Source organism: Dapis hubbardiae BLCC-M172, from assembly GCF_050016015.1.
GTDB lineage: Bacteria > Cyanobacteriota > Cyanobacteriia > Cyanobacteriales > Microcoleaceae > Trichodesmium.
In genome coordinates this window covers 58016-83601 of record NZ_JBNHEQ010000022.1, presented here as the reverse complement: position 1 = coordinate 83601, position 25586 = coordinate 58016, and the positions used below count along the sequence as shown (strand labels likewise).

At 34.7% G+C, this 25586-nt stretch carries 20 protein-coding genes; 5 read left to right on the top strand and 15 right to left on the bottom strand.

Annotated features, from left to right (window positions below; translation table 11 throughout):
- Positions 1 to 694: 694 nt before the first annotated feature.
- From ACP6PK_RS03080 to ACP6PK_RS03065, 4 genes are all read right to left on the bottom strand, one after another.
- Positions 695 to 880, bottom strand: coding sequence for a hypothetical protein (locus tag ACP6PK_RS03080; RefSeq protein ID WP_426557658.1), 186 nt, complete (start codon positions 878 to 880; stop codon positions 695 to 697).
- A gap of 349 nt (positions 881 to 1229) precedes the next feature.
- Positions 1230 to 1385 carry a hypothetical protein gene (locus ACP6PK_RS03075; protein ID WP_168186269.1) on the bottom strand — a complete coding sequence of 52 codons (156 nt, stop codon included), beginning with the start codon at positions 1383 to 1385 and terminating at the stop codon, positions 1230 to 1232.
- A 78-nt stretch (positions 1386 to 1463) separates the two neighbouring features.
- Positions 1464 to 1877 carry an MAPEG family protein gene (locus ACP6PK_RS03070; RefSeq protein WP_094670948.1) on the bottom strand — a complete coding sequence of 138 codons (414 nt, stop codon included), beginning with the start codon at positions 1875 to 1877 and terminating at the stop codon, positions 1464 to 1466.
- 238 nt (positions 1878 to 2115) lie between these two features.
- A complete protein-coding gene (locus tag ACP6PK_RS03065; RefSeq protein WP_426557656.1) occupies positions 2116 to 2517 on the bottom strand; it encodes a response regulator in 402 nt (133 codons plus the stop codon).
- A 1248-nt stretch (positions 2518 to 3765) separates the two neighbouring features.
- Here ACP6PK_RS03065 and ACP6PK_RS03060 point away from each other — a divergent pair.
- Positions 3766 to 4998, top strand: a complete 1233-nt coding sequence (locus ACP6PK_RS03060) for a hypothetical protein (protein WP_426557654.1) — start codon at positions 3766 to 3768, stop codon at positions 4996 to 4998.
- Positions 4999 to 5713: 715 nt separating this feature from the next.
- Here the strand turns inward: ACP6PK_RS03060 and ACP6PK_RS03055 are convergent.
- The 6 genes from ACP6PK_RS03055 to ACP6PK_RS03030 all read right to left on the bottom strand — a co-directional run bounded on the left by ACP6PK_RS03055 (position 5714) and on the right by ACP6PK_RS03030 (position 13109).
- Positions 5714 to 7222 carry an MFS transporter gene (locus ACP6PK_RS03055; protein ID WP_426557652.1) on the bottom strand — a complete coding sequence of 503 codons (1509 nt, stop codon included), beginning with the start codon at positions 7220 to 7222 and terminating at the stop codon, positions 5714 to 5716.
- Positions 7223 to 7685: 463 nt separating this feature from the next.
- Complete coding sequence (locus ACP6PK_RS03050) at positions 7686 to 8276, bottom strand: hypothetical protein (RefSeq protein WP_426557650.1); 591 nt, start codon at positions 8274 to 8276, stop codon at positions 7686 to 7688.
- A 136-nt stretch (positions 8277 to 8412) separates the two neighbouring features.
- The gene (locus ACP6PK_RS03045) at positions 8413 to 9951 is read right to left on the bottom strand and encodes a ferredoxin--nitrite reductase (RefSeq protein ID WP_426557648.1); all 1539 of its coding nucleotides are present in this window, start codon (positions 9949 to 9951) and stop codon (positions 8413 to 8415) included.
- Between the two features lie 1002 nt (positions 9952 to 10953).
- Positions 10954 to 11484 carry a bifunctional pyr operon transcriptional regulator/uracil phosphoribosyltransferase PyrR gene (pyrR, locus tag ACP6PK_RS03040; RefSeq protein WP_094670962.1) on the bottom strand — a complete coding sequence of 177 codons (531 nt, stop codon included), beginning with the start codon at positions 11482 to 11484 and terminating at the stop codon, positions 10954 to 10956.
- A 45-nt stretch (positions 11485 to 11529) separates the two neighbouring features.
- Positions 11530 to 12567, bottom strand: coding sequence for an adenosylcobinamide-phosphate synthase CbiB (cbiB, locus tag ACP6PK_RS03035; RefSeq protein ID WP_426557645.1), 1038 nt, complete (start codon positions 12565 to 12567; stop codon positions 11530 to 11532).
- Positions 12568 to 12665: 98 nt separating this feature from the next.
- A complete protein-coding gene (locus ACP6PK_RS03030) occupies positions 12666 to 13109 on the bottom strand; it encodes an Rrf2 family transcriptional regulator (protein ID WP_094670966.1) in 444 nt (147 codons plus the stop codon).
- Positions 13110 to 13423: 314 nt separating this feature from the next.
- On the opposite strand from ACP6PK_RS03030, the gene ACP6PK_RS03025 reads away from it, so the two are divergent.
- Together ACP6PK_RS03025 and ACP6PK_RS03020 are read left to right on the top strand one after the other, a co-directional pair.
- Positions 13424 to 13855, top strand: a complete 432-nt coding sequence (locus tag ACP6PK_RS03025; protein ID WP_426557643.1) for an AbrB family transcriptional regulator — start codon at positions 13424 to 13426, stop codon at positions 13853 to 13855.
- A gap of 201 nt (positions 13856 to 14056) precedes the next feature.
- On the top strand, positions 14057 to 14188 hold the full coding sequence (locus ACP6PK_RS03020) for a hypothetical protein (protein WP_426557641.1): 132 nt from the start codon (positions 14057 to 14059) through the stop codon (positions 14186 to 14188).
- Between the two features lie 214 nt (positions 14189 to 14402).
- Here the strand turns inward: ACP6PK_RS03020 and ACP6PK_RS03015 are convergent, their stop codons facing one another.
- The 5 genes from ACP6PK_RS03015 to ACP6PK_RS02995 all read right to left on the bottom strand — a co-directional run bounded on the left by ACP6PK_RS03015 (position 14403) and on the right by ACP6PK_RS02995 (position 22162).
- The gene (locus ACP6PK_RS03015; RefSeq protein WP_426557639.1) at positions 14403 to 15311 is read right to left on the bottom strand and encodes an AAA family ATPase; all 909 of its coding nucleotides are present in this window, start codon (positions 15309 to 15311) and stop codon (positions 14403 to 14405) included.
- 876 nt (positions 15312 to 16187) lie between these two features.
- Positions 16188 to 16481 carry an RNA recognition motif domain-containing protein gene (locus ACP6PK_RS03010; RefSeq protein WP_426557637.1) on the bottom strand — a complete coding sequence of 98 codons (294 nt, stop codon included), beginning with the start codon at positions 16479 to 16481 and terminating at the stop codon, positions 16188 to 16190.
- 1271 nt (positions 16482 to 17752) lie between these two features.
- Complete coding sequence (locus ACP6PK_RS03005) at positions 17753 to 18865, bottom strand: bifunctional riboflavin kinase/FAD synthetase (RefSeq protein ID WP_094671800.1); 1113 nt, start codon at positions 18863 to 18865, stop codon at positions 17753 to 17755.
- 88 nt (positions 18866 to 18953) lie between these two features.
- Positions 18954 to 19868 carry an MBL fold metallo-hydrolase gene (locus ACP6PK_RS03000; protein WP_094671801.1) on the bottom strand — a complete coding sequence of 305 codons (915 nt, stop codon included), beginning with the start codon at positions 19866 to 19868 and terminating at the stop codon, positions 18954 to 18956.
- 656 nt (positions 19869 to 20524) lie between these two features.
- Positions 20525 to 22162, bottom strand: coding sequence for a DUF655 domain-containing protein (locus tag ACP6PK_RS02995; protein ID WP_094671802.1), 1638 nt, complete (start codon positions 22160 to 22162; stop codon positions 20525 to 20527).
- A gap of 432 nt (positions 22163 to 22594) precedes the next feature.
- Between ACP6PK_RS02995 and ACP6PK_RS02990 the strand changes: the two genes are divergently transcribed.
- Both ACP6PK_RS02990 and ACP6PK_RS02985 read left to right on the top strand, forming a co-directional pair.
- The gene (locus ACP6PK_RS02990; RefSeq protein WP_094671803.1) at positions 22595 to 22993 is read left to right on the top strand and encodes a DUF7682 family zinc-binding protein; all 399 of its coding nucleotides are present in this window, start codon (positions 22595 to 22597) and stop codon (positions 22991 to 22993) included.
- 1262 nt (positions 22994 to 24255) lie between these two features.
- Positions 24256 to 25446, top strand: a complete 1191-nt coding sequence (locus tag ACP6PK_RS02985) for a cysteine desulfurase family protein (RefSeq protein ID WP_094678269.1) — start codon at positions 24256 to 24258, stop codon at positions 25444 to 25446.
- The last annotated feature ends 140 nt before the right edge of the window (positions 25447 to 25586 follow it).

Here is a 25586-nt window from a genome sequence, read left to right as displayed (position 1 = left end):
CTGAAGTAAAAAAATCTAGGTTTTATACCAATTTGAAAAAATAATGTTACGAATAGTAAGGGGGAGAAAAACATTTTTCAGAAGATTTCTGTTTTCTAAAAAATGGTATTAAAGGCATTCATTATGACTACTGACTCCTAACTCCTAACTCCTAACTCCTAACTCCTAACTCCTAAAAAATTCCCTAGTTATTTGTAGGAAACATTTATCAAAATGGTATTAGGCAACAAGTAATACCAATTCCCATGCATTAATGCTATACTTGAGTGACACTTCAGTTATCAAGTAATTAACACAGGTAAAATAAATTATTACCTAATTATTAGTCAGTTAATGTTCATTATTCTTCTGTGTACGGACGCCCTTATGCAACGTCCCTTCCCCCCACCTCCCACACTCCCGTACGGACGCCCTTATGCAACGTCCCTCCTCCACCTAATCAAATATAGCAAGGTTTTTGATAAATGGTATAACAGTTCATTAATGGATAATCGATAATCGATAATTACCTCTGGTTAAAACCGTTATTGATTGAATAGAAGGAAATATCCTAGCACTTTTTTTCTCTTTAAAAGGAGAGACTTTATACCTTTATTTTTCGGTAAAAGATAACAGAGAATAATAATAGAAGTACTACTTAATCATTTGAGAAATTCTCAAAAATTGGAGTAGAAATATTAGAGTCGGGAAAGGCTTAATTTTTACATTTCTGCCAGATTAATTTAATTTTTCTTTGTTGTTCTGATGTTAACTGACCGTAAACTTGAATCATTTCTTCATGGGTATAGTCAATAATAATTGCACTTAATTGATTAGCACTTTTTGCTTGTAAGATTAAATATTTTAATTTTACTAATGCTGCTTTTTGCTTGATAACCATAAAGATAGGACTACCCATTAAGGTGGTGTATAGTAATGGTATAGGGAGTGTAGAAAAAAATGTATATTCTCACGCCTTAGCAAGCAGGACTACCAGGTATTTTACATTGGCACAAGCTAAAAAGCTATTGTAGTAAAGTTTTATATGGGTGGTTTTTGCTTTTTGCATTCCCCGTACCAGTATAGAGAGCAGAGAGAATAGATAATATCATCTCTACTTAAGATAGGTAGGTCAAATTATAACAGTTTTCACTAACATAAAATACACATTATAGGTACTATAAACTGTAAGGGTTTAGTAACTAAACCCCCAACTTAACAATCTTTATATCCCAATTGTTTAAGCTATCCTAATCTTTTTCCTTCTCAGAATCTCTCAATTTTTTATCTTGATTATTTGCCTCTATTTCTGCTTCAACTTTTTCTTTTTCCTCCATTTTTTCTTGCCAATCATTCAGTTGCTTAAAAAGTTTTTGGTTAATCTTAAATACTGGTTTTTCTGACATTATTTTTGCCTCATATTGAACAAAAGTCAAAATTAGATAGAATCTATTTTCACTGACCTCTATCTAAATTTATTATAGCTATGAAATAGTTTTCCATAGAGGTAGTATTATTCCTACCAAAGCACCTATAAGTAAAACTAGAGTAGTTAAAGAACTAATACCAAACCCTAGAGTTCGTTTCTCCGCCGCCTGATAATAACCCCAAGCAAATAATATACGCCCAAATACCCAAGTCGCACCGATACCAGCACCCCAAAGTGGACTAACAAACAGAGAAAAAAGCCACAAAGAAGGTAAAAATAAAATTAATTGTTCTAGAGTATTTTGCTGTACTCGTACTACTCGCTCAAAATTTTCGTCTCCCGTCATTTGAGGAGGCATAATTTTGTATTTAGCTCTAGCTCTACCAACATTGATAGTTACTACAAAATACATTAATAAAGTGGCAACTGTTACTAAACTCGGCCATAGAATTTCTGGTGTTTCTACCATAGCGATAACTTTTCAAAGATAATCTATTTGGTCAAATTTAGTCACATCATAGTTCTGATATTTAGTTTTGACAAGTAAATTATAGTTGCCGTTTTATTTTTCAGAAAAAATTCCCTATCAATACTCAAAATTTGAGCGGTAAAATAGGAATTCCTGCTATTATTTTTTAGGGATTATAGTTTTTTTGAATCTTTTAGTATTGAGCAACTATGATTTTAATAGTGGCAAAAAAACAAAATTATTCATTGGCAAAAATCAGTGATTTTATTTCCGAGATAAACACCTGATGATCTACTATTGGCTTACCCATAAAACCATCCGCCCCACTAAGTTCCATATAATGTTCACTATCCTTTGCAGTACCAATTGCCGTGACTAACATAATAGGCACTTTAGCTGTATGGGGATTTGCTTTTAACAATTTAGTAATTTCAATTCCATTGATTGGTTTGCCATTATAATAACTATTTTCCAGACAAATATCCATCAGAATAATGTCTGCTTTATTTGCTTTAACAATTTCTATGATTGTTTCTACATCTTCACTAAGTTGAGCAGCAAAACCACCCAATTTTGTCAAAACTTTTTCAAAGACTTTCCAGTTAAGTAGATTATCTTCAACCACCAAAACATTTGTCATCTTATCCTCCCTTGTTCTGATTTCTATGATTATTATTTTGCTACATTAATCAAGATTTTGCTACATTAACAATAAAATGTCTACATAATATAGTCGTAATTTTATTAAATAATGTTACAAAATTGTCTTTAAAATTAGATATTTGTAGCAAATATTTATCCAAACAGTATAAATTCAAGAATTGGCCGATGATAAAGTACCTATAATATTACAAAATGTAAACTACTATCAAGTTAACCTTTCAAAAAATAGAAAAGTGCAGGTATCCTATCAAATAATTGAAACAAAATTTGTTTGCTATAGCGCTACGCGCAAGTCAAAAGTCACTCATGCAAAGGTTAAAAGTAATCTCTGACTGAGTTTTTCCTGGGGAAATGCTCCGAAACAGAATTTAGCAATGTTCTAACCTATTTGCGTAGCGCTATATAAACAGAGTTATAATTTAGTTTTTCTTATCCCATCTTCCAGTTATTTTATACTTATTAAAAAAAACTATATATAATATTCATTTGTGTTATTAATCAGAATATAAAAGCCGAATAACTTTGATCGTAAATAATCAAGTTATTCAATTCTAATATCAAACTTCATATATTAGTTGACTAAGTAATTGCTAAAGTTAATGTTACTCACAAATTATAATTTGTGTTCAATTTTACGACAAATTGCCCATAGCATCGATCGCTATGCCGATGTATACACTTTTGTAATTTTAGGGAATAGGAAAATCAAAAAAATACTATACCTAATTAAGATTAGAACCGCCATATATTTATACTAAAAAATAAATTATCAGTAATTATTTAATTAAAAATCATCCGTATTAACACTTAACTATAGACTTTGTGTTGAGAGTATCTCAGTATATTAGTCATCCCAAAAATTTGCCTTACTCTCAAATTCTTTACCAAATCTTCATAAAAGCTAAGTTATTCCAGACTATAATCTAATTACCAGGGTGTAACATACATTATATCAAGTTTTTTCTGTCTTGGATATCTATTCCGCCGTGAATATTTGGCTGTAAATACAAATATAAATAATGTTTCATATCGGAGTAATTAAACTTACTATAATCATCTCAAAGATTTTTGCTTAACTACTCTTATTAATATCTTTTAAATCACAATCTAACATTTATGATTAAGATTTATCCCAGTTAATATAATAATTTATTTGCACAAAAATCAAGTCTTTTTAAGACATCTTGAAATTAGTTTATAATTGATTTCAGGGAGTATTATACAAATGTCAAACTATTTATCAACTAAAAATAATCGTAAATCTACTAAAGAAGAACAGCTACTTTATCAGCATTTACAACATTTAGCCCGCCACCAAGAACCTGAAGGCTCAATTGATAATTTTAAGACCCTATTTATTGATGCTTCAGAATACTTTATCCCAGAAATTTGGCAGGCAATGGAAACAATTATTGATGCCGATCCTGATGAAGAAGATTTTCATAATATTCTCAACAGAAGTTGCTACATATTAATTAACCGTTGGTTACAAACCCCACAACTGCAAAAATCAATTCCAGACTTAGTAAATCTTTTCCAGGTAAAACCAAATCGCCTGGCTACTTCTTGGACCTCTAAACGTATACGCACTCTGACTAGCAGTTTTACTGAAACTGAAAAATATTTGGCCTTACAACGTTTGGCTCGGATGTTTATCAGAGAAGTTGAAGAAAATACAAAAATTGAAGATAAGACCCTAGGAAAATTAATTAATAGATATCCATATCTATATGAAAATAGCTTTATTAATGAAGATACCAGTGATGAACAGCGAGAAGAAATTATAAAAATGAGACAAAAGGAGCAAGAAAAATATGAAGTAGATTTATCTAAATATATTACTTATCAAAGGTTGCCCAGAAAAAGCAATTCTGTCGAAAATCCTACTCTAATGAAAAACAAAGAATTAAATGATGCTATTCAGTATTTTACTGGAAAAGTTGATGGTGGTCAAACATTGCGAAACCAAGCTGAAAAGTTTCGTTGTTATTGTGACTTAACTTATTCTTATCGCAGTTTTAAAGATGGTTTATATGAATACTTAACTGATACAATTGACTATAGTTATGGCAAACGTAAATTTAATCATAAACTATATCATAATTTGCAAAATACCTTGTCTAAAAATAATAGTAATAAACCCAATGATTTTCTAATTTTAGGTACTTGTAAAAAGTTATTAAATTTTATAGTTATCGATAGTCTAGAACAACCTAAACATTTTGTTTTTTATGACTTAATTAATAATCTGGGGACGATAAGAGTTATTGGTATATTATTGAAAATTGTACTCTTTTGTCGCCAAGCCAAACCTTATTTAGAACAAAAGTTTTCCATTCTGTTTAAGCATTATCAAGGATCTACTTCTGGTAAGGTTTGGTGGTTAGTTAAATCTATGGAGACTCTCAATGTTGCTTTAAGCACTAATTGCGGAGGAATTAACCTGTGTTGCTTTTAATAAATACTGATTCAATTAAATATAGTAGACCTCTGGTGAAAAAGATATAGACTTTTGGCAAGAGTAGGGAACAGGGAATAGGGAATAGGGAATAGGGAATAGGGAATAGATTTTCACGCCAAAGATACAAAAAATGATGTTGTAAGTAACTTTTACAAGTCTAGCTTATGTTAAATTAAAGAGCAAGTTTATTTTCTGGAGATATCTAGTGAAAGTAACAGAGAAGGAAGAAATAAAAAGGAAGAAAGTTTAAAACAAGAAAAAAACGTGATGGTGGTGCATAGTAATGGTATAGGAAGTGTGGGAAGTGTGGGAAAAAAATATATATTATCACCATTACTATGCAGGACTACCAAAAACTTAAATTGAAGTAGATATTAGCAAACTGTTTACACAAATAGGTACTTATACAGCAGTTTCCGCGCGTTATGAGATAAATATATTGACGGTTAAGAATTGAGAATTGAGAATGCACGAGTTGATAAGTTATCCAGAGTATGACTACTACGAAGTTTACCAGAAATGTTTGCAGAGTCAGTTAGCTAGTTAAGAAATTGGCGATCGCGTAGGCTGCTGTCAGGTCTATCCCATAGAACCAATTTAAGGTATATTTAAAATTGCTGGGAACTTTACCTACTCATCAGTTATTAGTCATCATTTATATTCACTCAATATAATTTCTGATAATTCCTGCGTTGACAGCAACCTACAAACCTTAGTCTTCAGCAAATACAGGAAAAGATTCCATTTGCATTTCCTCTTCTCCTTCATGGTGTTCAGCAAATGAACCTTCTGGTTCTTTCAAGAAGAAAGCACAGACAAATGCTACAATTATTGACAGGACTCCAAGAACTTCAAAGAAAATCTTATTACCGATAGCACCTTCGGGTAACAAACTAAATAAAGTCAGATAAACCACTGCACCCACGTTACCATAAGCACCAACATTACCAGCAATTTGACCAGTCACTCGGCGTTTCACGAGGGGAACTATCGCAAAAGTAGAACCTTCAGCCGCTTGGACAAAGAAAGAACAACACATTGTGAGCAAAACAGCACCAGGTAACCACCAACTTTCACCTACATGACCAAATGTCAGATAACCAATTCCCATTCCAGCAGTCAATACTGTCATTGTTAACTTACGACTACCTAGCTTATCAGAGATTAAACCACCACCAGGACGAGATGCCAAATTCATAAAAGCATAACTAGCAGCAATCATTCCTGCCATTGCCTTACTTAGACCAAAAGTATTTTCAAAGAAAGCAGGGAGCATCGAAACTACTGCTAACTCAGAACCAAAATTCACAAAATAAGTTAATTCTAAAATTGCTACCTGAGAGAATTTATAGCGATCGCCAGGAGGATAGTGTTTTTCTCCAGCAATTAACTCTTTATTAGTTGCCCAACAGTTATAAGTTTGGAAAGCATACAAACCTAATAGTAGTAACCAGACAATATAAAGCTGACCTTGGGATAAGAAACCAACTTTACTCAACCGCCAAGCTAACAAACAGAGAACACCCGTTAAAGGAATATTCATCAAAATGAGGAAAAGGAAATCTTTTTGGGTAGTAACTTCTAAACCTCTAGCACGTTTCGGTTTTTGATATACTTTCCCAGGCGGTGTATCTTGAACATTAAAGAAATAAAACGCACCATAAAGTGCAGCAATGATACCTGTCAAAGCGATCGCTAACCGCCAATTTAAAACATCACCGGAACCAAAAGTTAACCAAGCAGCTATAGTGGGAAGTGTGAAGGCAGCGCCAGCAGAGCCAAAGTTACCCCAACCGCCATAAATACCTTCTGCCAAACCTATTTCTTTAGGTGGAAACCATTCAGCCACCATGCGGATACCAATAACAAAACCAGCACCGACAATACTTAATGCCAAACGGCTAATCACCAACTGGCTAAAGTTTTGAGCAAGAGCAAACCCAATACAGGGAATAGCTGCATACATCAGCAAGAGTGAATAGGTAATTCTTGGTCCGTATTTATCTAGTAACATTCCGATGATAATTCGGGCAGGTACTGTGAGTGCAACGTTACATATAGCAAGAGTTCTTATTTGAGAAGTTTCTAAACCTAAGTCTGCTTTTAATGATGTTGCTAATGGTGCTAAGTTAAACCAAACAACAAAAGAGAGAAAAAAGGCAAACCAAGTTAAATGAAGGATGCGGTAACGACCGCGAAAAGACCAGAGTTCTGTTAACATATTTTATGTAAATTATACTAGGTTATAGAAATCACGAGATTAATACTCGTATAGGGTAAAGAGCATTTATCAAAAAGAGGAGGAATATTACTTTTGATTATTTAGATTTGTTTGTAGTTAAACTTTAGCCTCTAAATATTTTTTGGTCTTGCATAAATGCGAGATGATTTTAATAGTTTTGTGGAATGGGCATCTTGCCCGTTCCTTATATTTTCTGACAGGCAGGATGCCCATCCCACTCACATTCATCCCTTAATTCAGCTTGTATAGAACCCATTTAGTATCAATGCCAGCGATATTGATTTTTGAGGAGTGGAGTCATCCATAGGATATAGGCGATATAGGAATTAAAGGTAAAAAAATATTCTAAGATCATCTCCGAATGATTAGGTATAAATAAAATATTTGGCGATCGAGAGGATATATTTTAATTTCTCCCCATCTCCCCATCTCCCCATCTCCTCTACTCCTCCACTCCTTCTTCAGCCATCCATTGATTAACTTGAAGTACACCATCGGGAGTGAGTATCACTAAAAATTCTGCAGTTGCTTTGCTAGCATCTTCTAGGTTCGTAGTAGTAAAGTTAGTCAATTTTTCTAAAGGAGTTTCTGCAATATATTTGGAAGCTGCTTTATTGACGTGCTGATATTCAGCAATATTTCCAGCAGAATTCATTGTAACTCGATAGACTAAATTTTCCGAAAAAGTAGGATATTGTTTCCAACTTGTGTCTATCTGGTTATATAGTACCGAGGTTAATTTGTCAAGGGTATCTGAATCAGTAATTTTTGGTTTTGCTTGAGTTTCTGGAACTGTCATAGTTACCTCAGTTACTACTGGAACAGTTTCTTCTGATACTGTATTCACTTTTGAAGTTGATGTAGCAACAGTAGTTTCAGCTTGTTGCTTTTCAGCATATTCTGCTAAGGAACGCTGCCAACTATTGACATAAAAGCCAGTAAATAATGTCAAGCCAATAACAGATATGATTTTCAGACCTAGAGACTTTGCCGTTTCAGAACCAGTATTTGAGGGATTAATTGTAGTAGACATTGTTAATATTATCCTTGTTATAAAACTTTTGACTTCTTTGTTGCTGTTGTGATTAATCAATTTGAAAGAATGAAAAAAATCAATTTCAGTATTTTAAGCCTATAAAATCTTATTTTTGACTTTTGACTTTTGACTTTTAACTTTCTAAAGGTTTAGCAGCAAAATTTTCAATTAACAAATTCCTTAATATTGGTTTGAGGTCTTCGCAAGGAATACCTTTTTGCACACAACTGCCAAGTTGAGCATCCTTACCAACTTTACCGCCCATGTACAAATCAACACCCTCAACCATTTTCCCATCTTTGCGAGCTTTCGTACCCATCAAACCAATTTCTGCAACCTGGGGTTGTCCGCAAGAGTTGGGGCAACCAGTCCAATGAATGCGTACTGGTTTTGGCATTGATAGTTCTGTTTCCAGTTCTTTAGCTATTGCCAAAGCGCGATTTTTAGTTTCAATTAGGGCAAAGTTGCAAAATTGCGCTCCTGTACAGGAAACTATAGCCCTAGTTAATGGTTGAGGATCGATAGAAAATTTTTCTAGGAGGGGTTCAGCTAGAAATGCTTCTAGTCGAGAGTCAGGAATATTAGAAATGATAACATTTTGTTCAACTGTCAGACGAATTTCTCCATTGCCATAAACTTCAGCTAAACGAGCGAGGTCAAACATATCGGCAGCATAAAATCTACCAACAGGAATATTTAACCCAACATAGTTTAACCCTGGTTGCTTTTGTTTATAAACGCCAATGTGGTCGCGCTTTTCCCAGATAATTTCGTCTTTGAGGGCTTCTGTTTCTAAAATTTGCCCCATTTGTTGCTCAACTTCTGAGCGGAATTTTGCAACTCCCCATTCATCAATGAGCCACATTAACCTTGATTTTTGTCGATTTCCCCGGAGTCCGTAATCACGATATACTTCTAATAGAGCGCGGCAAAGGACTACAACTTGATTCGGTTCTACCCAAGCATTTAGAGGAATAGCGGCTTCGCACCGTTTGGCTGAGAAAAAGCCACCCACCAGAACATTGAAACCAAATTTATCGTTTTTGTAGGCAGGAATAAAGGCAATATCATTAATTTCCGCATGAACTGAGTTATCAACACATCCAGCGATCGCTATATTGAATTTTCTTGGTAGATTAGTAAATTCAGGGTTGCCTTTGCTATTACCAGTAATCATATCTTGGACTTGCTGTACTAACTCACGGGTATCATAAAGTTCATTAGCATCAATACCAGCAACAGGGGAACCCGTGATATTTCGTACGTTATCCATACCAGATTGAACACTGGTTAAACCAACTCGTTCAAATTTATTGAAAATGTCTGGAATATCTTCAATTCTAATTCCTCGCAGTTGTAAATTTTGTCTGGTGGTAATGTCGGCGTTACCATCATCCCCGTAGCGTTGGACTACTTCTGCCAAGACTCGCATTTGTTGACTGGTGATAATTCCATTAGGCATACGCATCCTTAACATAAATTTGCCTGGAGTTACAGGTCGAAAGAATATACCCAACCATTTAAGTCTGTGGTTGCGGTCTGTTTCGTCTATTGCTTCCCAACCTATTCTGGCAAAATGTTCTATTTCTGTTTTTACTGCTAGACCATCTTTTTCTGCTTTGATTTTCTCAAACTTATTTAGTTTTGTTTGGCTTTCTATAGTGCCAGTCATCTATTTTTCCTTATTTACAGACTTTTATTTCTATGCCAAAACCTAATTTTAGGTCTAGTTTTTAGTTAATTATTTATTTTTTTGAGATGTTTACTAGGATGAAAAACTTTTTTAAGAGATTCTATGTTTTCTGAGCATATCTGTTTAACTAATTTTATTTGAATTTGTTGTTGACCAATTTAGAGGAAGGCAAATAAAGAATTCGTAGCTTATATTACAAAATATTTATTTTGATGCGGTTTATGTATTTAAAAAATGCGTTTATTGCATAATTTGACGAATATATCTAACGAGACTTTAGAAAAAACATGACTTACGGAGGCAAAGGAAGAAGGACAACAGAGGAATACTTACAGCGCTTTTCACATGAAACGCGACATGAATGCGCAGCATTCCGTAAGGAAAGCAATCTCAGTTATGCGAGATTGCTTCCTATCGTCGCAATGACTATTTTTCAAGATTGTATGAGCAAGAAAAAAACTTAAATTTCCTGTAGATATTCACCCTAACTTTTACAAGCTCCGATACCAGCGGACATGATATAAATTCTATTTGTGGAGTATTTGAGCAGCAAAAACTCAGTCATAAATCACTTTTGAATTTTGACTTTTAATATAAAATCCGGTTATACAGTAATCGCAAAATTACTTTCTCTTAATACAGATGTTCTATAGAAGCCCTAACCGTATCTCCAAAAAATAGGTCCTGGTGGAGAAGTAATTGATAAAAAATTGGTAATAATTGATTTAATGATTGGATTTGGGGAGATATCTAATACACCCCATCTCCCCATCTCCCCATCTCCCCCTCTACTTTTAAATAGAAATAGATCCCAAATGGGTTCTATATGGGCAAATTTAAAAATTCATGCTCTAAATCTTTTCTTTCTCCTGACTCCGTACGGACGCCCTTATGCAACGTCCCTACCTCCTGACTCCTAGAGCGATACAATAAGTATTTAACCGGATTCTATATAATTAGATATCTTTGAAAAATTCCTATCTACTTAAATAACTCTACCCCATCCCTGCCATCAATATCTTGCACATAAACCTTCACCTGCTCTTCTGTAGCAGTAGGTAATTTTTTACCTGTAAAATCTGGATGAATAGGCAATTCCCGATGACCCCTATCCACCAAAACAACTAATCTAATTACTTCTGGGCGACCATACTCCACAACTGCATTCAAAGCAGCTCGTACTGTTCGACCTTTATAAATCACATCATCAACTAACACCACAATCTTACCAGTAATATCCACAGGAATTTCTGTTTTAGCTGGTGTTCGTATTCCCACTTGATACAAGTCATCCCGATAAAAAGTAATATCCAATGCTCCGACAGGTACCTTAACTTGTTCTAGTAATTCAATTTGATTTGCCAAAATTTTTGCTAGTGGAACTCCTCTGGTATGAATACCTAATAATACCAGTTGAGATAAATCTCCTGACTTTTCAATTACTTGGGAAGCTAGACGAGTAACAGTACGTCGTAACTCCTCTGCTGATAAAATTTCTACTGTATTGCTCATTTATTCACCCACCACAAATACAAGTTAAAATTCAAAGTTCAAAAGTTATCTGTGAACCGATAACTGTAGGGACGTTGCATGCAACGTCCCTACAAACCGATAACTGATAACTGATAATCCCAACCATATTAAAAAGCAGTACCGAGTTAACCGTAATGCTCGATCGATCGTTTCTGCTGTAATTGGATGAGTGGCGTCTCCCAATAGTGGTTTATTTTTAACCACCCCCTTGTAAGAATTAGCACCACCCATTTGCACCTCTAATGTTGCAGCATAAGCGCACTCACTCCAACCAGCATTAGGACTTGGGTCTTTCACTGCATCCCTTTGACATATCCTCCAAACGTATAGAGGTTTGCCAGAGAGAAATGCTATAGTCAGCACATTTAACCTACAAGGTAGCCAGGTTAAAACGTCTTCTAGTTTGGCACTAAACCATCCTAGATCGGTATAAGGTGCTTCTTTATAGCCTACCATTGAGTCTAATGTACTGGCAGCTTTGTAAGCAAAGGCCAGAGGTACACTGCCAACATTAGGTATTATCGCCCCTACTAAAGCATAAAATAATGGTGCTATTACTCCATCTGTAGCATTTTCTGTTACTGTTTCCAAAACTGCACGAAATATTTCTGAAATTGATAAGTTTTCTGTATCTCTACCTACATACAAACTTAATGTTTGACGTGCTTGAATTAAATTACCATTTACAACAAGTTGAAGTACATCTTTAGCTGCGGTATTTAAACTTTTACCAGCAAAACAGCTAGCTAATAGAATGCTCTCTAATATTACTGTTAATAAAGGAAATTGGACAAAATTTATTCGTAAAGCTTGAACAATTAACCAACTAATAATTCCACTACCGAAAACAAGAGTGACTGCCAATAAAATACCTACCAATCTCAGTATAACTACAGGGAAGTTCTCTCTATGACGTTTACTGATTTGAAAAATCAGTTGAATGTAATGAGTAATTATCCAACCCATGGCTTTTACAGGATGTGGCCAACTCCAAGGATCGCCAATCAAATAATCTAGGTAAGCAGCTATAAAAACAACAATAAAGCTATAGTTATAAGTCACAGTAATTAAATAATTATAAATTTATTTTAGTGAATCATCATTGTCAATCATCTAAATGCTGATTAACTTTTACAACTTTACACTCAAGCTATCAAAAACTAAACAACAAAATTTGTTTCTTCTCCTACTACAGCTTGCCAACTACGGACATCGTAGTATAAGTCTTCTAGGGAAATATTGTAAAGAGCTTCAGAAAGTTTTTTATGGAGTCGATGCCATATACAATAAGTAACCCAGTCTTCTGCCTGGTTACTATCAGGAGCATATCGAGGCAAAGGTTCGATTGTTTCACCAACAGATTCTAGTATTTGTCCTAGAGATATTTGAGCTGGTAATTTAGCTAGTTGATATCCACCTTGAGCGCCACGAAATGATATAACTAAACCTGCACGACGCATATCTATTAATAACTTTTCAAGATAGGCTACAGGTAGGTCTTGACGTAGTGCTATTTCTTTGACAGATACTGGAGTATTACTTTGTTGTAAGCTTAAATCTAAAAGTGCCTTAACACTGTAATGTCCACGAGTAGTTAACTTCATTGTATTGTTATTAATTATAAAGAGGTTAGAGTAATTTATAGCTGTAACTATATCAAATGGCCATTCAACTAAACTCGTTAATAGTTAATAGTTGATAGTTCAATGCTGATATTACATACTATATAGATGATTACTGAGTGTAATAAATTCCTATTCTTAGATTATTGTCTAAAAAATTTAATCAAATATGTGAATTTTTTACATAATTAGTGTAATATAGTTTTACAAGCGAATATCAAGCTATTGTTTCTTGGAACTAAAAAAAGCTAAGACAAAAGTTGATAACTGTAGTAAAGTGTTATAGGACTGAAAACATGGGTAAAAAGAAAAATCCTGAACCCTTACAAGGGGAAGAATTACTTGAAAAAGTCAAAAACTTAGGTAACAAAAGTAAGGAAGATAAAGCTAGAGAATGTGGCTACTACACTGTTACTAAAAGTGGTGTTGAACGAGTCAACATGATGAAGTTTTTGAATGCCTTGATTGATGCTGAGGGTATTGAGTTAGATGGAAAACAAAATGGTAATGGACGTGGCGGACGTTCTGCTAGTTATAAGATTAGCGTGCAATCCAATGGTAATTTATTAATTGGTGCAGCTTATACTAAACAAATGGATTTACAGCCTGGAGATGAGTTTGAAATTTCCTTAGGACGTAAACATATTCATTTGCGTCAAGTAGAGGGAGATGCGGATGTCGATATTGAAGAAGAAGAGGATCTAGAAGACGAAATGGCAACGGCATGATGTTAAGTTAAAGCTAAATACTTCAAATATTTACTATTTACGCAAAAGTGAGATTGGAACCCCCGTCTGTTTCAGATCGGGGATGAAAACGAGCAAGCAAAAATTGCTTGAGCTGCTTTAGCTCTCCTGTCTTAATAATTACCGCAAGCAAGCCATAAGAAGCTTTTACACAATCAATCTTTGCTATTGGAAGTGAAATTTATGATGGTTATTAGCTTCCTCGCCGGAGTTGCCCCAGATTTGTTAACGCAGATATTCCACAGAAGACAACAGGCAAACGCCAGTCTCACTGTGGGATTAATTCTGGTGGAGGATGTTTTACAATCAAAATAGAGAAGAAGCTAAAAATACTCCTTTGAAATATACAAGCAAACGCTGGAGGTGTAGGTGCGTCACGAGGAACAAAGTTTCCCAACATACCCTCAAGAGGTCTTCAGTTAGATTGCTTTTCTGTTGAATGCGGCGTCAATTTTCCAAGTCCTAAGGGACAACTTTCGGTAGGTAATAAGTCTTTAATTTAACGGCATGATTAACTCAAAAACAAAAACTAAGAAACTGTGACAGAACCCAGTAATCTTTCCACAATTGTTTGAGGCAGTTTTCCCCCTCCTGTTATCAAGCGATGAGAAAGCACATAAGGAACAAGAAACTTCACATCATCAGGAATAGCATAATCTCTTCCAGAGAGAAAACCTAACGCTTGAGTCGCTCGGTGCAAAGCAACTGTTCCACGAGGACTAACACCTAGTGTAATTTCTTCATCTTCCCTTGTTGCTCTAACCAACCTGAGAATATACTTTTGCAAAGACTCATCTACTTTGACCAAACTGCACAAACGACGTAACTCTTGTACTTCCTCTAAAGTAATGCAAGCTTTTAGTTGACTAACCCCTGAACCCTCAGAGATTCTTTGTAGCATCTGAAGTTCTTCGGACTCTGTAGGATAGCCTAATGTCAGAGATAAAGTAAAACGATCCATTTGTGCTTCTGGTAATGGAAATGTCCCTTGATACTCAATTGGGTTCTGAGTTGCAATAACAAAAAATGGGTCAGGAACAGAACGTGAAACCCCATCTACAGTAACCTGTTTTTCCTCCATCACTTCCAAAAGAGCAGACTGAGTACGAGGTGTTGCACGATTAATTTCATCTGTTAATAGTACATTCGCAAACACCGGACCAGGTAGAAATTCAAATTCTCCACTGCGAGGGTTCCAAATATTAGTACCAGTAATATCAGTAGGTAATAAGTCAGGAGTACATTGAATTCGCTGAAACTTTCCTGCGATCGAATGAGCTAGAGATTTCGCTAGTAAGGTTTTACCTACACCTGGAACATCTTCTAAAAGAACATGACCTCCTGAAAGTAATCCTACTAATACTAATTTGATGGCATCTTCTTTACCAACAATAGTTTGGCTGAGATTTTGTTTCAGCTTTTCAATACTTTCTTTCATAAAATTATTATTTGCTGTATGTAATGATTACTTTCCACAAGGTGTTTTTATTGATATAATACTACCTAATATTATTGACTTAACACTTCTCGAATTATCAATTATACCACTTTTAAAAAATAATTATACAAAAATGGAACTCTCGGTCAGATATGCTTAAAAATAACTACTTAAATTCATTTTAGATAATTATCTAATCGCGTTTTTGCCTTTTTTTTAATATTTATCCCTTATTTCTTCTTGCTTCTTCCTTCTTTCGTAGGGACGCCCTTATGCAACGTCCCTACAATTTGTAACAAACACTTATCATGCTTGCTATGACAATTATATATTTTTGGTAACACTACTAAGGTAGTTACATCTTAGTCAGTTTTGTATACTACATTCTGGAAGTTCAGATATGTGAAATGTTGTACATTTTTGCTCTTTTTCCCTCTTTTTCCCTCTTTTTTTATATACTTTTCTTCACCTGTTCCCTATTCCCTGTTCCCTCTTCCATAACGCTCTACAATATTTTATGAAATTAGTATGATTAATATATAGCAATAGTTATGGGTTTCATCAATTTTGGCACAGTAAATATTGACTGAAAGACCTCATATATCCTGACTTCTAACTCATAAATTAAGATTCCCTAATTCATACCAAAAATTAATAGACTTTATAGCAAAAGTCGGGAACAGAGAACAAAAAAGAGAAAAAGGAAGGAAAAAGAATTTATTTTTACAATTACTGCGAGGTTTCATACTTAAAATAACCGCGCGATCGCGGTGCAAATCAGAAAAAGTATAAATAAAATTGTAATTAACTTCAGAATATAAAAGGAATAGGATTAATTCCCATCCCTTGAATTGAATTTGATCTGACTAAGATATTTTAGTAGTCACGAGAAGAGCGCTCTCTTCTACCGCCACCACCTCGTCGGTCTTCTCGTGGCCTGGCCTTATTAACCTTGAGATTACGTCCCATCCATTCTGCACCATCGAGTGCTGCAATTGCTGCTTCCTCTTCCTCTTCAGTCTCCATTTCTACAAAAGCAAAGCCTCGAGGGCGACCAGTTTCACGGTCACTAGGAACTTGAACTCGCTTAACCGCACCGTATTCAGCAAAGACTGTCTTTATATCCTCATCTGTTGCATCGTAGGAAAGGTTACCAATGTAAACCGACATAATTGACCTCCAAAATAGGAATTTTAGAAATTTAACGTAGAGAGATTTCGGAAGGCCAGCAATGCCAGATGAAATATCATCAAAAAGCTCATCACTCAAAACAAAAACTGAAACCTATACCTATTCTCAAACTAGATTCTATCATAGAGAGTTTTGGTTAATATTTATACAAAAAAAACTTTCTTCCCAGTGAAAATAGGCATTCAATAATGGATAATGGATAATGGATAATTGATAATTGATAATTACCTCTCCCTAAAAACGGATAGGATTGAATAAAAGGAAAATATTTTCTTGTTTCTCCTTGATCATGAGAGGCTTTATACCTTAATTATTCGGTAAAGTGTTTTAGATTTTAGCCGTATAAAAGTTCTATTAAACCTCTGGACTAAAATTCTCAGTGAAATCTTGCAACTCAAATTTAGGACTGCTATATTTTTTCATTTTTTCATAATTATCATAATCATGTTTGAGAAATAATTAATTCAAAATGAATCATAAATTAAAGTTATGCACAATTAACCCATTACCAAATTATTTTCCCTTGACATAATGCCATTTTTTTTACCTTATAAAAAACAAGGTTGACAGTAATATGTTCGACTGAGAATTAAAAGGGACTGTAGATTTTAATCTATCAAACCTATTTGAGCAATTTTTCCTACAAATTCTTAGAAGTTAGGAGTCAGTTCATTAATTATCCATTGGTAAGGTCTCCGTCGAGTTGGCGATGTATAGGAGTCAGGAGTTATAATTTAGCAATCAGGAGGCATGGCTTTTAACCATTCCTTTTTGACATTTTCTATCTGTTTTTTATGTATTTTTGATCTATTGACAACTATATAAGTATCTTTTAATCACCAATGTTAGACTGAATTTTTTCATTTGACATAAATCAAAAATTAAGTGATTAAAGAACTTAATTTATCTGTAACATTTTTTTGAAAAATGGTATTATAGTTTAGTATTGTGAGGTGATAAAGTAAGGGCAATAGCTATAACTACTGCTATACTAACTTTTAGTAGCACCTAAGAGGATGTTTGGAAAGTATTAATTTTGATTTAGTTCCCCCTAGCTCCCCTTGAAAATGGTGAAATACAACGGAAAGTCCCCCTGATTAAGGGAGACCATTGAGGGATAGATTACTTCTCAAACAACCTCTAAGAAATTTTTCTTTGGTTAACTAAGAAGAAACAAAGGAAGGCCAATTTATCCCATTGCTTGGGTCAGCAAATAACCAGGTCTATAGATAAGTAGGGAACTCTCAAAATTATACAGTTTGATTTGTCAGTATACTTCTAGCAATTCTACAATCTTCATGTATTTGAGCTTTCAGTAAATCTACAGAAGCAAATTTTTGTTCAGGTCGCAAAAACTCTATCAAATTTACAGTTAAAGTTTGACCATATAAATCTCGAGACCAGTCTAATAAGTGAACTTCTACAGTTGGGTGTAAACCATTTAATGTAGGGCGAAAACCGACATTCATCACTCCTAAGTAGGGTCGATCACCAGAAAATATTTCTTGGGGTTGCTTCTGAGCAGAAATATAGACTTCCACAGCATAAACCCCAAAATGAGGCAAAACTTTTTGTGGTGGTAGCTGGAGATTAGCTGTAGGAAATCCTAATGTTCTACCTAATTGTTGACCCTGGACTACTTGACCCACTAAACTGTAGGGGCGACCTAACAAACGATTTGATTTCTTCAGATCTCCTTCTTCTAAAGCTTGGCGAATTATAGAACTGCTAATACGTTCTCCATTTTCACAAGTATATAGAGGTACAATTGTTACACCTATATTATAATTAGCAGCGATCGCCTGTAAATCTTTTGCGTCTCCTGCCCTCTTGCATCCAAAACGGAAATCCCATCCTACACTTACTCTATATGCTTGTAAATGTTTTACCAGAATTTCTTCTACAAATTGAATAGGAGTTAAATCTGCTAATTCTTGATTGAATGGCAATAATACTACTTGGTCAACTCCGATCTGTTGGAAAAGAGCTAATTTTTCTGCTATTGGAGCCAACAATTTTTTTGGTTTTCCACTAAAAAACTCTTGGGGATGAGGATTAAAACTAACAACGGTGGAATAAATTTTTTGCCCTTGGTCATCATCATTATTGCCCAATTCACTTTGGCAATGCCATGATGAGAGTTTTAACTCTTGATGGAAAAATTGCAGCTTTTTGCCTTCATCTACTTCTGTAGCTGTTGCCAATTCTGATGGACAGACAGAAAGTAAGTTGGAGCTATTACTATTGTTTAAGTTTAAAATCGGTTCAACTACTTGCCAATGTCCTCGATGTAAACCATCAAAGTTTCCCAAGGCAACTGTAGTTGGAGTTAGAGCCGTAGCTAAAGAAGAAGTTATCCACACACCTTATATTTTCATTGATTTAGTCATCTTTTACCAGATTTAATCTGTTTTTTCTAAGTTTTTTGTTAGTTTACTAACAAAATTAAAATTAAGCAGAAATTTTAACTTCTTTTACAGTATTTACTTCTGAATTCTGTTCTTGACCATTACAAGGAGGTATTAATTGAATTGATAGACCTTCTCTTGCCATCAAACTATTAGGAAATTTCTCAGCCACTTGCTCTCCCACCTTATCTAAAAATTCATCATTGTGCATAGGATCGTGGTGAAAAATCACCAATTTTTTGACTTGAGCTGCTTTAGCAATTTTTACAGCTTCCTGCCAAGTGGAATGGCCCCAACCTATTTTACTAGACTTTTCCGAGTAATATTCTTCATCTGTATAGGTCGCGTCGTAGATTAAAACATCTGCTTGACGAGCCAAAAATAAAACATTTTCGTCAAGGCGGTCTGGGAAATGTTCTGTGTCTGAAACATAAGCAGCGGAATATCCTTGCCAATTTACACGGTATCCTACTGCTTCTCCTGGATGATTCAGCAAAGCATTTTCTATAAGTACATCATCAATTTCAATTGACTTACCTATTTCCAGATCAAAAAATTTGAGTTCTGCCCCCATAATTTGTAGAGGTACTGGAAAATTAGGGTTGAGCATTTGGTCATTAAGTCTTTGTTGAATAGTAGCTCCATTAGGAGCTACTGGCCCATATATAAGGAAACGATTACTTTTAACAAAGGCAGGTACAAAAAAGGGAAAACCTTGAATGTGGTCCCAGTGGGTGTGAGTGAATAACATATGGGCATCTATTGGCATTTGAGACAGAAGGGATTGACCCAGAACTCTTAGGCCAGTACCACCATCAAAAATGAAGCGATGTCCACCAACTCGCATTTCTAAACAAGGTGTGTTGCCTCCATATCTGACTGTTTCTGTGCCTGGGCAAGCAATACTGCCTCTTACGCCCCAAAATTGAATTGTGAATTGATGTTGTTTAACCGACATGAGTTTTATCGCAGAATTTCTTCAGTGAGTCCATCGAGGAGATTTTACTTATGAGTCAAATTTTTGCCACTAATATGGATCTGCCTAAGAATAAATATGTATACTTCAATAGTATTTTAACTGTTATCTTCCGTAATTTACTATCAGTAAATTTGAGGCAGTAATTTCACTCAGTTTAGTTTGATTAGGTACGGTAATAGTATCAGTTTGGGAATATTGAAAAGACCACATTTTGGGATAGTGGTTATGGTTCTAGTCTAACGCGTGCAAGAATAGGATTGGTAAGTATCTTGATGATAATTGGGTTAGTTTGGCGATTTTGGGCATCTCATAGGGCACGGCAGTCAAAAGTCACAAATCAGAAGTCAGAAGTGATATTTGAATTGCTTAAAGTATATATTGTACAGTAATTTGAGGTAAGAATCAAATATGAGAATTTGATTCCTAGTTGCCATATATATTTGATTTGACAACTAAAAAAATATTTATGGTGATTTTGATTAATATAGACCACTATCAGAAGGTCTTTCATTCATGGATAATGGATAATGGATAATTATCTCTGGTTAAAACCGTAACGGAATTGAATATAAGGACATATCCTAGCACTTTTCTCTTGGTAGAATGACTAAAAGTAATTATAGTTTTCTCACAGATTACCAAGTCACCCGATCGCTTAATTTATCTAACATTTTAGGTCCAATTCCAGATACTTGATCCAGGTCTGCTAAAGATTTAAAGGGTTTATTTTTTCTTGTTTGAATAATCCGTTCTGCTAATTTAGGTCCGACGCCAGGTAGTGTTTCTAATTCTTCCGCAGTAGCAGTATTTAGATTAATTTTCTTGTTAGTATCTATTACCGAAGTTTCAGTTTCTGTTAATCTATCCCCACATTCTTTTTTCTGTTTCTCAACTTTTTTGATCAACCAGGATGGTATACCCATAGTTGCTGTTTGATAAAGTCTTTGAAATTCACGGTCAAAATGAGCTGCTACTGTGGAATTTTCTATTACTAATAAAGTTTCATCATTGTTCTGGTTAGCTGCTTCCGTCCAATTATGAGAACCAGTAATTACAATGGAATTATCAATAATTCCAAATTTATGATGGAGGCGATCGCCAGGGGGTAAGTTAGGTACGCCTACTGTGGATATAGGTTTTTGCCAAGGGCGATTATCAGTTTCATATTTACATTTATTTGCTAGAGCAATTCCCATCATATCTAATCCTTCACTGTAGTAACGATAGGCAAAACTAGGGTCAATTAAACCTTGAATTAATACTCCTTTTAGGGATTGATTTTCTAGGTTATTAACTAACTTTTGTGATGAGAATACAAATAGGGATAAATTAATAGATGTTTGTGCTTTTTCTAATGTTTGATTTATTAAACCATTTACACTTTTTTGCCAATATTGACTATTAGAAATAGGAGAAAATTGTACTGCAACTTTTGTCTCACCAACTAATACTTCTCTTGTATCTCTAAATGTTTTTTTTACACCAAATTTACTATCTGGTTTACCTCCAGGACCATCTCCCCATAATAGATTAAATTCTTCTGTGAATATTTCAGCTAATTCAGAACTTTCTATTTTTAAAAGATTATTAGCATTTCCTCGACTCAGAGGTTCCGAAAAATCTCCATGAATACCACTGGTAGTAAAATTAGCCGAGGTGACAATAATAGTTTGACCATCCACAACTAAAAATTTGTGGTGCATCAGACCACTACCCTTAGAACCATCAGCAGTATCATCAATCAAGGGAACTCCTGCATTACTTAAAATTATTAGAGCATCCCTACGATTAATTTCATCTTGACTAATTTCCCCATCCATGTTAATATCAGTAATCTGAATAAATTCATCATAGCGGTCGCGCTCCCGTTCAGGAAGTTGAGCGACCTCAGATGGACTTAAACTTCCCCAGGGACGATTGTAGGTATTTTCAATAATAACTCGCACTTTGGCCCCTGCTTGATACCGTTCGACCAAAGCTTGAGCGATGGCTGGTAAACGTAACTCTTGAACCGCCACATCTACACTAGAAGTAGCATCAGCAATAGTATTAACAATTATTTCTTCAAGATTGTCTCCCAGTCGGGTTTGCTGACGTAGCGTTTCAGTATAGCTTGAAGCTTGGGATTGATTAAAGTAAGATTCAATTAAAGGGTCTTGTGGCAATGGGGATACAGGAGGAACTAACTGCTGAGGTTGATTCAGACAAGCAGTTAGGCTAAAAGCCAATAGTAAAACATAGCCAAAGCACAGTTTAATAGAAGAAAATAGCACTGATATTACCTATTACTTCATCTAAAAAAATTGGTAGTAAGTACACCTAGAGCAATTTTAGTGATAGCAGCTACCAGAGAAGTTAGAACATTCTCGCACCTCTCAAATTTAGTCGGTGCTGGGAATTTAATTTCTGACTTCTGACTTCTGACTTCTGACTTACACTATATAGGCTTCCTAACAAAGTATAATCTATAGTAAGCTACAGTGTGGGCTGTAGCTTAAATATTTCTCAATGTTAATTCTACTGAAATTTGAGCAAGAATGAATTTTGAGGATTGTGCCATAATCCCTGATAATTTAGAGTGATAGTTAACTTAAATATTCCTCTCTGTAGAGATGTTTTCTCTATTGTCCATTTGCTATGCTATTGGGAAGTAAGAATGATAGCCAAAACTGAGAGAACCTAGTGACAACTAACTTTGCTGTTTTATGCCGAAAAGAAAAAGGACTTTTCCGTGTGGCCATAAAGGATATGGGAGAAAATGCCATCGCTGTGAACAAGAGCAAATGGTACAGCAAAGAGTTGACAAAAAAATCGCGGAAAAGCGGGAAAAAAAGTTAGAGTGGGAAGCTTCCTTTGATGGTGATTTGATAGACTTAAAGGGTCTACCAGACTATGTAGTGGTTAAAGCTAGAACAATTATTTCTGGATTAAATAATAATCAAAGCTACCGGGAATTTGGAGGTAAACGACTTCGCCACAATCGTTTTATTGTGAGTATACCTGTTACGCGAAATTATAGAATGATTTGCCAAGATTATGGGACTTTTGTTGTACCACAGAAGGTGATGTCCCATGAAGATTATAATGTTTGTAAACCTAAATAATTAGAAAGTAGGGAAATTAAGCAGGGAAACTTTCCTGGTCTATTTCTTTAAATTGGATAATTTATTTTTTGCTATTCCTTGTAGGGGCGCTACGGGCAACTGAAAAGGTAAAAGGCAAAGCTATTGATTTAGTAAAGCTTTAAGTATTTTATTGTTGATTGGTTGGTTGTTTCCATGGTAGTGCATTAATCTACAGAAAATAGAGAGTAAGGAGTAGGTAGTAGGGAAAATAATTGATTATTTATCTCCGATAATTGATTTAATTATTTATTATTGGAGATGTATATTAGTAATTTTTCGGAATTGAAAACTTAAAGGTTAGAAATATAACTTCAGTCAAAAGTTAAATTATTGCTGTAACTATATTTGAGAAGAGCAAGAATGTCCGCCCCAGTAATTATGAGTGTTATATCAGAGAATATTTCAGAAGTTTAAAATATATAGCAATCCTAAATTGGTCTTCAATAATTAATAATTAATAATTACCTCTTATTATCAAGAAGAGGATTGACTAAAAGGATTTGTTTTTCTTCTCTTGGTCGATTGGATATGGCGAGGGAACCTCGCCATCTCTCGACCGCTTTTTTCTCCATGAATGGAGAGGCTTTATACCTTAATTTTTCGGTAACAAGTTTTAGAATAATTAAAAAGAGCTAAAAACCTGGAAAATTTTGAATCCTGACTCCTAACTAATCCTAAAATACTACAACCTAAATAGGATTACTATATATAGCATTGGCATTTATTGAAAATTGAATGCTCAGAGATAACATGAAAAATTAGAAGGTAATCTAAGAGTTTTTATTACAGATAACAATTAAAATCTAGTTTCACAACTTATATGGAAACACTATATATGGGAAATATTCAAATTTCTATAAATAATTAAAGAAAAATTAGTGATCTTGGTGATTTTTAAGCTAAAATAAATCTTGAACAAAAATAATAAAATTCTGGAATAAGAGCCACTCAGTCAGAAAAAGTAAAGTCGGAGTAATTCAATTTTATCTAAACAAAATTCAAAAATTGTTCTAGAATTATTGCCTGATTAAAATTTAATTTTTGGATATATTTAAAACTCAAAATCAAAAATGATTGGTATTCTCTGGATGTCTTAAAAGTTTTGAATATTAAGTTATGAAATATTTCTTCTGAGATATTCAGTTAAACTATTTTTCTCTAATTCTTAGCTCACATAAACTAACACTTTTTTAAGTATATTTCGACAAAATTAGCATAAGAAAAAAAACGGACAAAAGATGATGCAAATTTATCTAGACTATAGTGCTACAACACCAACAAGGCCAGAAGCGATCGCTCTTATGCAGCAAGTTTTTACCCAACAATGGGGTAATCCATCTAGCTTACATACATGGGGCCAAAGGTCGGCAACATTAGTGGAAAGGGCAAGAATAAAAGTAGCGAATCTTATTAATACAGTGCCAGAATCAATTATTTTTACTTCTGGGGGAACTGAAGCTGATAATATGGCAATAATGGGTGTAGCACGTTGCTATGGAAAACCTCAACATATAATTATTTCTAGTGTCGAACATTCTGCTATTTCAGAACCAGCAAGAATGTTAGAAAACTGGGGTTGGCAAGTGACAAGATTACCTGTTGATAGACAAGGAAGGGTAGATCCTCAAGAACTACAAGCTGCATTACAATCGAATACAGTTTTAGTTTCCATAATTTATGGCCAAAGTGAAGTTGGCACTCTCCAACCTATTACAGAATTAGGTAATATTTGTCGTTCTCATGGGGTTTTGTTTCATACTGATGCGGTTCAGGTGGTGGGGCGTTTACCATTAGATGTACAAACACTGCCAGTAGATTTGTTATCTTTATCTAGTCATAAAATTTATGGTCCTCAAGGTGCAGGGGCGCTTTATATAAGAAACGGTGTGGAGTTAGTCCCTTTATTGGGTGGTGGAGGCCAAGAGATGAAATTACGTTCTGGTACTCAAGCAGTGGCAGCGATCGCTGGTTTTGGTGTGGCTGCAGAATTAGCTAATGAAGAGATAGCTACAGAAACACCAAGGTTAAGTAGGTTACGCGATCGCTTATTTGCACATATGGCAGATAACCCTTATGTAATTTGTACTGGCGATCGATTATACAGATTACCTCATCATGTTAGTTTTTGTATTGTGCCTGGTGAAAATGAAATAGATGATAAGGTTACTGGTAAAACTCTAGTGCGACAATTGAACTTAGCTGGAATTGGTATTAGTGCAGGTTCAGCTTGTAATAGTGGCAAAATAGCTCCGAGTCCGATATTACTGGCAATGGGATATACTGAAGATGCTGCTATTAGGGGTATTCGTTTAACGTTGGGACGAGAAACAACGGAAGCTGATATTGATTGGACGGCGATGGTACTGAAGCAAATTTTAGCAAGACTTATGCCTAATACTAATTCTCAAAAGTTTGACTATGTATCTTTGTGATGGGGTCATTTCATTTATCAGTTACCAGTTATCAGTTATCAGTATCTTTATGCTTCAGCTAGAAGCTTGAAATACAGAATCTTCTTTTTTTTATCCTGTTATATAACATCAGATTGAATAGTTGTCCGAAGCGACGATAG

Coding starts and splice junctions, on each gene's coding strand:
- ACP6PK_RS03000 (WP_094671801.1), bottom strand. CDS start 19,868: ATGTCGGTTAAACAACATCAATTCACAATTCAATTTTGGGGCGTAAGA.
- ACP6PK_RS03030 (WP_094670966.1), bottom strand. CDS start 13,109: ATGAAGTTAACTACTCGTGGACATTACAGTGTTAAGGCACTTTTAGAT.
- ACP6PK_RS03060 (WP_426557654.1), top strand. CDS start 3,766: ATGTCAAACTATTTATCAACTAAAAATAATCGTAAATCTACTAAAGAA.
- ACP6PK_RS03080 (WP_426557658.1), bottom strand. CDS start 880: ATGGTTATCAAGCAAAAAGCAGCATTAGTAAAATTAAAATATTTAATC.
- ACP6PK_RS03015 (WP_426557639.1), bottom strand. CDS start 15,311: ATGAAAGAAAGTATTGAAAAGCTGAAACAAAATCTCAGCCAAACTATT.
- ACP6PK_RS03020 (WP_426557641.1), top strand. CDS start 14,057: ATGATGGTTATTAGCTTCCTCGCCGGAGTTGCCCCAGATTTGTTAACG.
- ACP6PK_RS03065 (WP_426557656.1), bottom strand. CDS start 2,517: ATGACAAATGTTTTGGTGGTTGAAGATAATCTACTTAACTGGAAAGTC.
- ACP6PK_RS03075 (WP_168186269.1), bottom strand. CDS start 1,385: ATGTCAGAAAAACCAGTATTTAAGATTAACCAAAAACTTTTTAAGCAA.
- ACP6PK_RS03045 (WP_426557648.1), bottom strand. CDS start 9,951: ATGACTGGCACTATAGAAAGCCAAACAAAACTAAATAAGTTTGAGAAA.
- ACP6PK_RS02985 (WP_094678269.1), top strand. CDS start 24,256: ATGCAAATTTATCTAGACTATAGTGCTACAACACCAACAAGGCCAGAA.
- ACP6PK_RS03010 (WP_426557637.1), bottom strand. CDS start 16,481: ATGTCGGTTTACATTGGTAACCTTTCCTACGATGCAACAGATGAGGAT.
- ACP6PK_RS03050 (WP_426557650.1), bottom strand. CDS start 8,276: ATGTCTACTACAATTAATCCCTCAAATACTGGTTCTGAAACGGCAAAG.
- ACP6PK_RS03025 (WP_426557643.1), top strand. CDS start 13,424: ATGGGTAAAAAGAAAAATCCTGAACCCTTACAAGGGGAAGAATTACTT.
- ACP6PK_RS02990 (WP_094671803.1), top strand. CDS start 22,595: ATGCCGAAAAGAAAAAGGACTTTTCCGTGTGGCCATAAAGGATATGGG.
- pyrR (WP_094670962.1), bottom strand. CDS start 11,484: ATGAGCAATACAGTAGAAATTTTATCAGCAGAGGAGTTACGACGTACT.
- ACP6PK_RS03055 (WP_426557652.1), bottom strand. CDS start 7,222: ATGTTAACAGAACTCTGGTCTTTTCGCGGTCGTTACCGCATCCTTCAT.
- ACP6PK_RS03070 (WP_094670948.1), bottom strand. CDS start 1,877: ATGGTAGAAACACCAGAAATTCTATGGCCGAGTTTAGTAACAGTTGCC.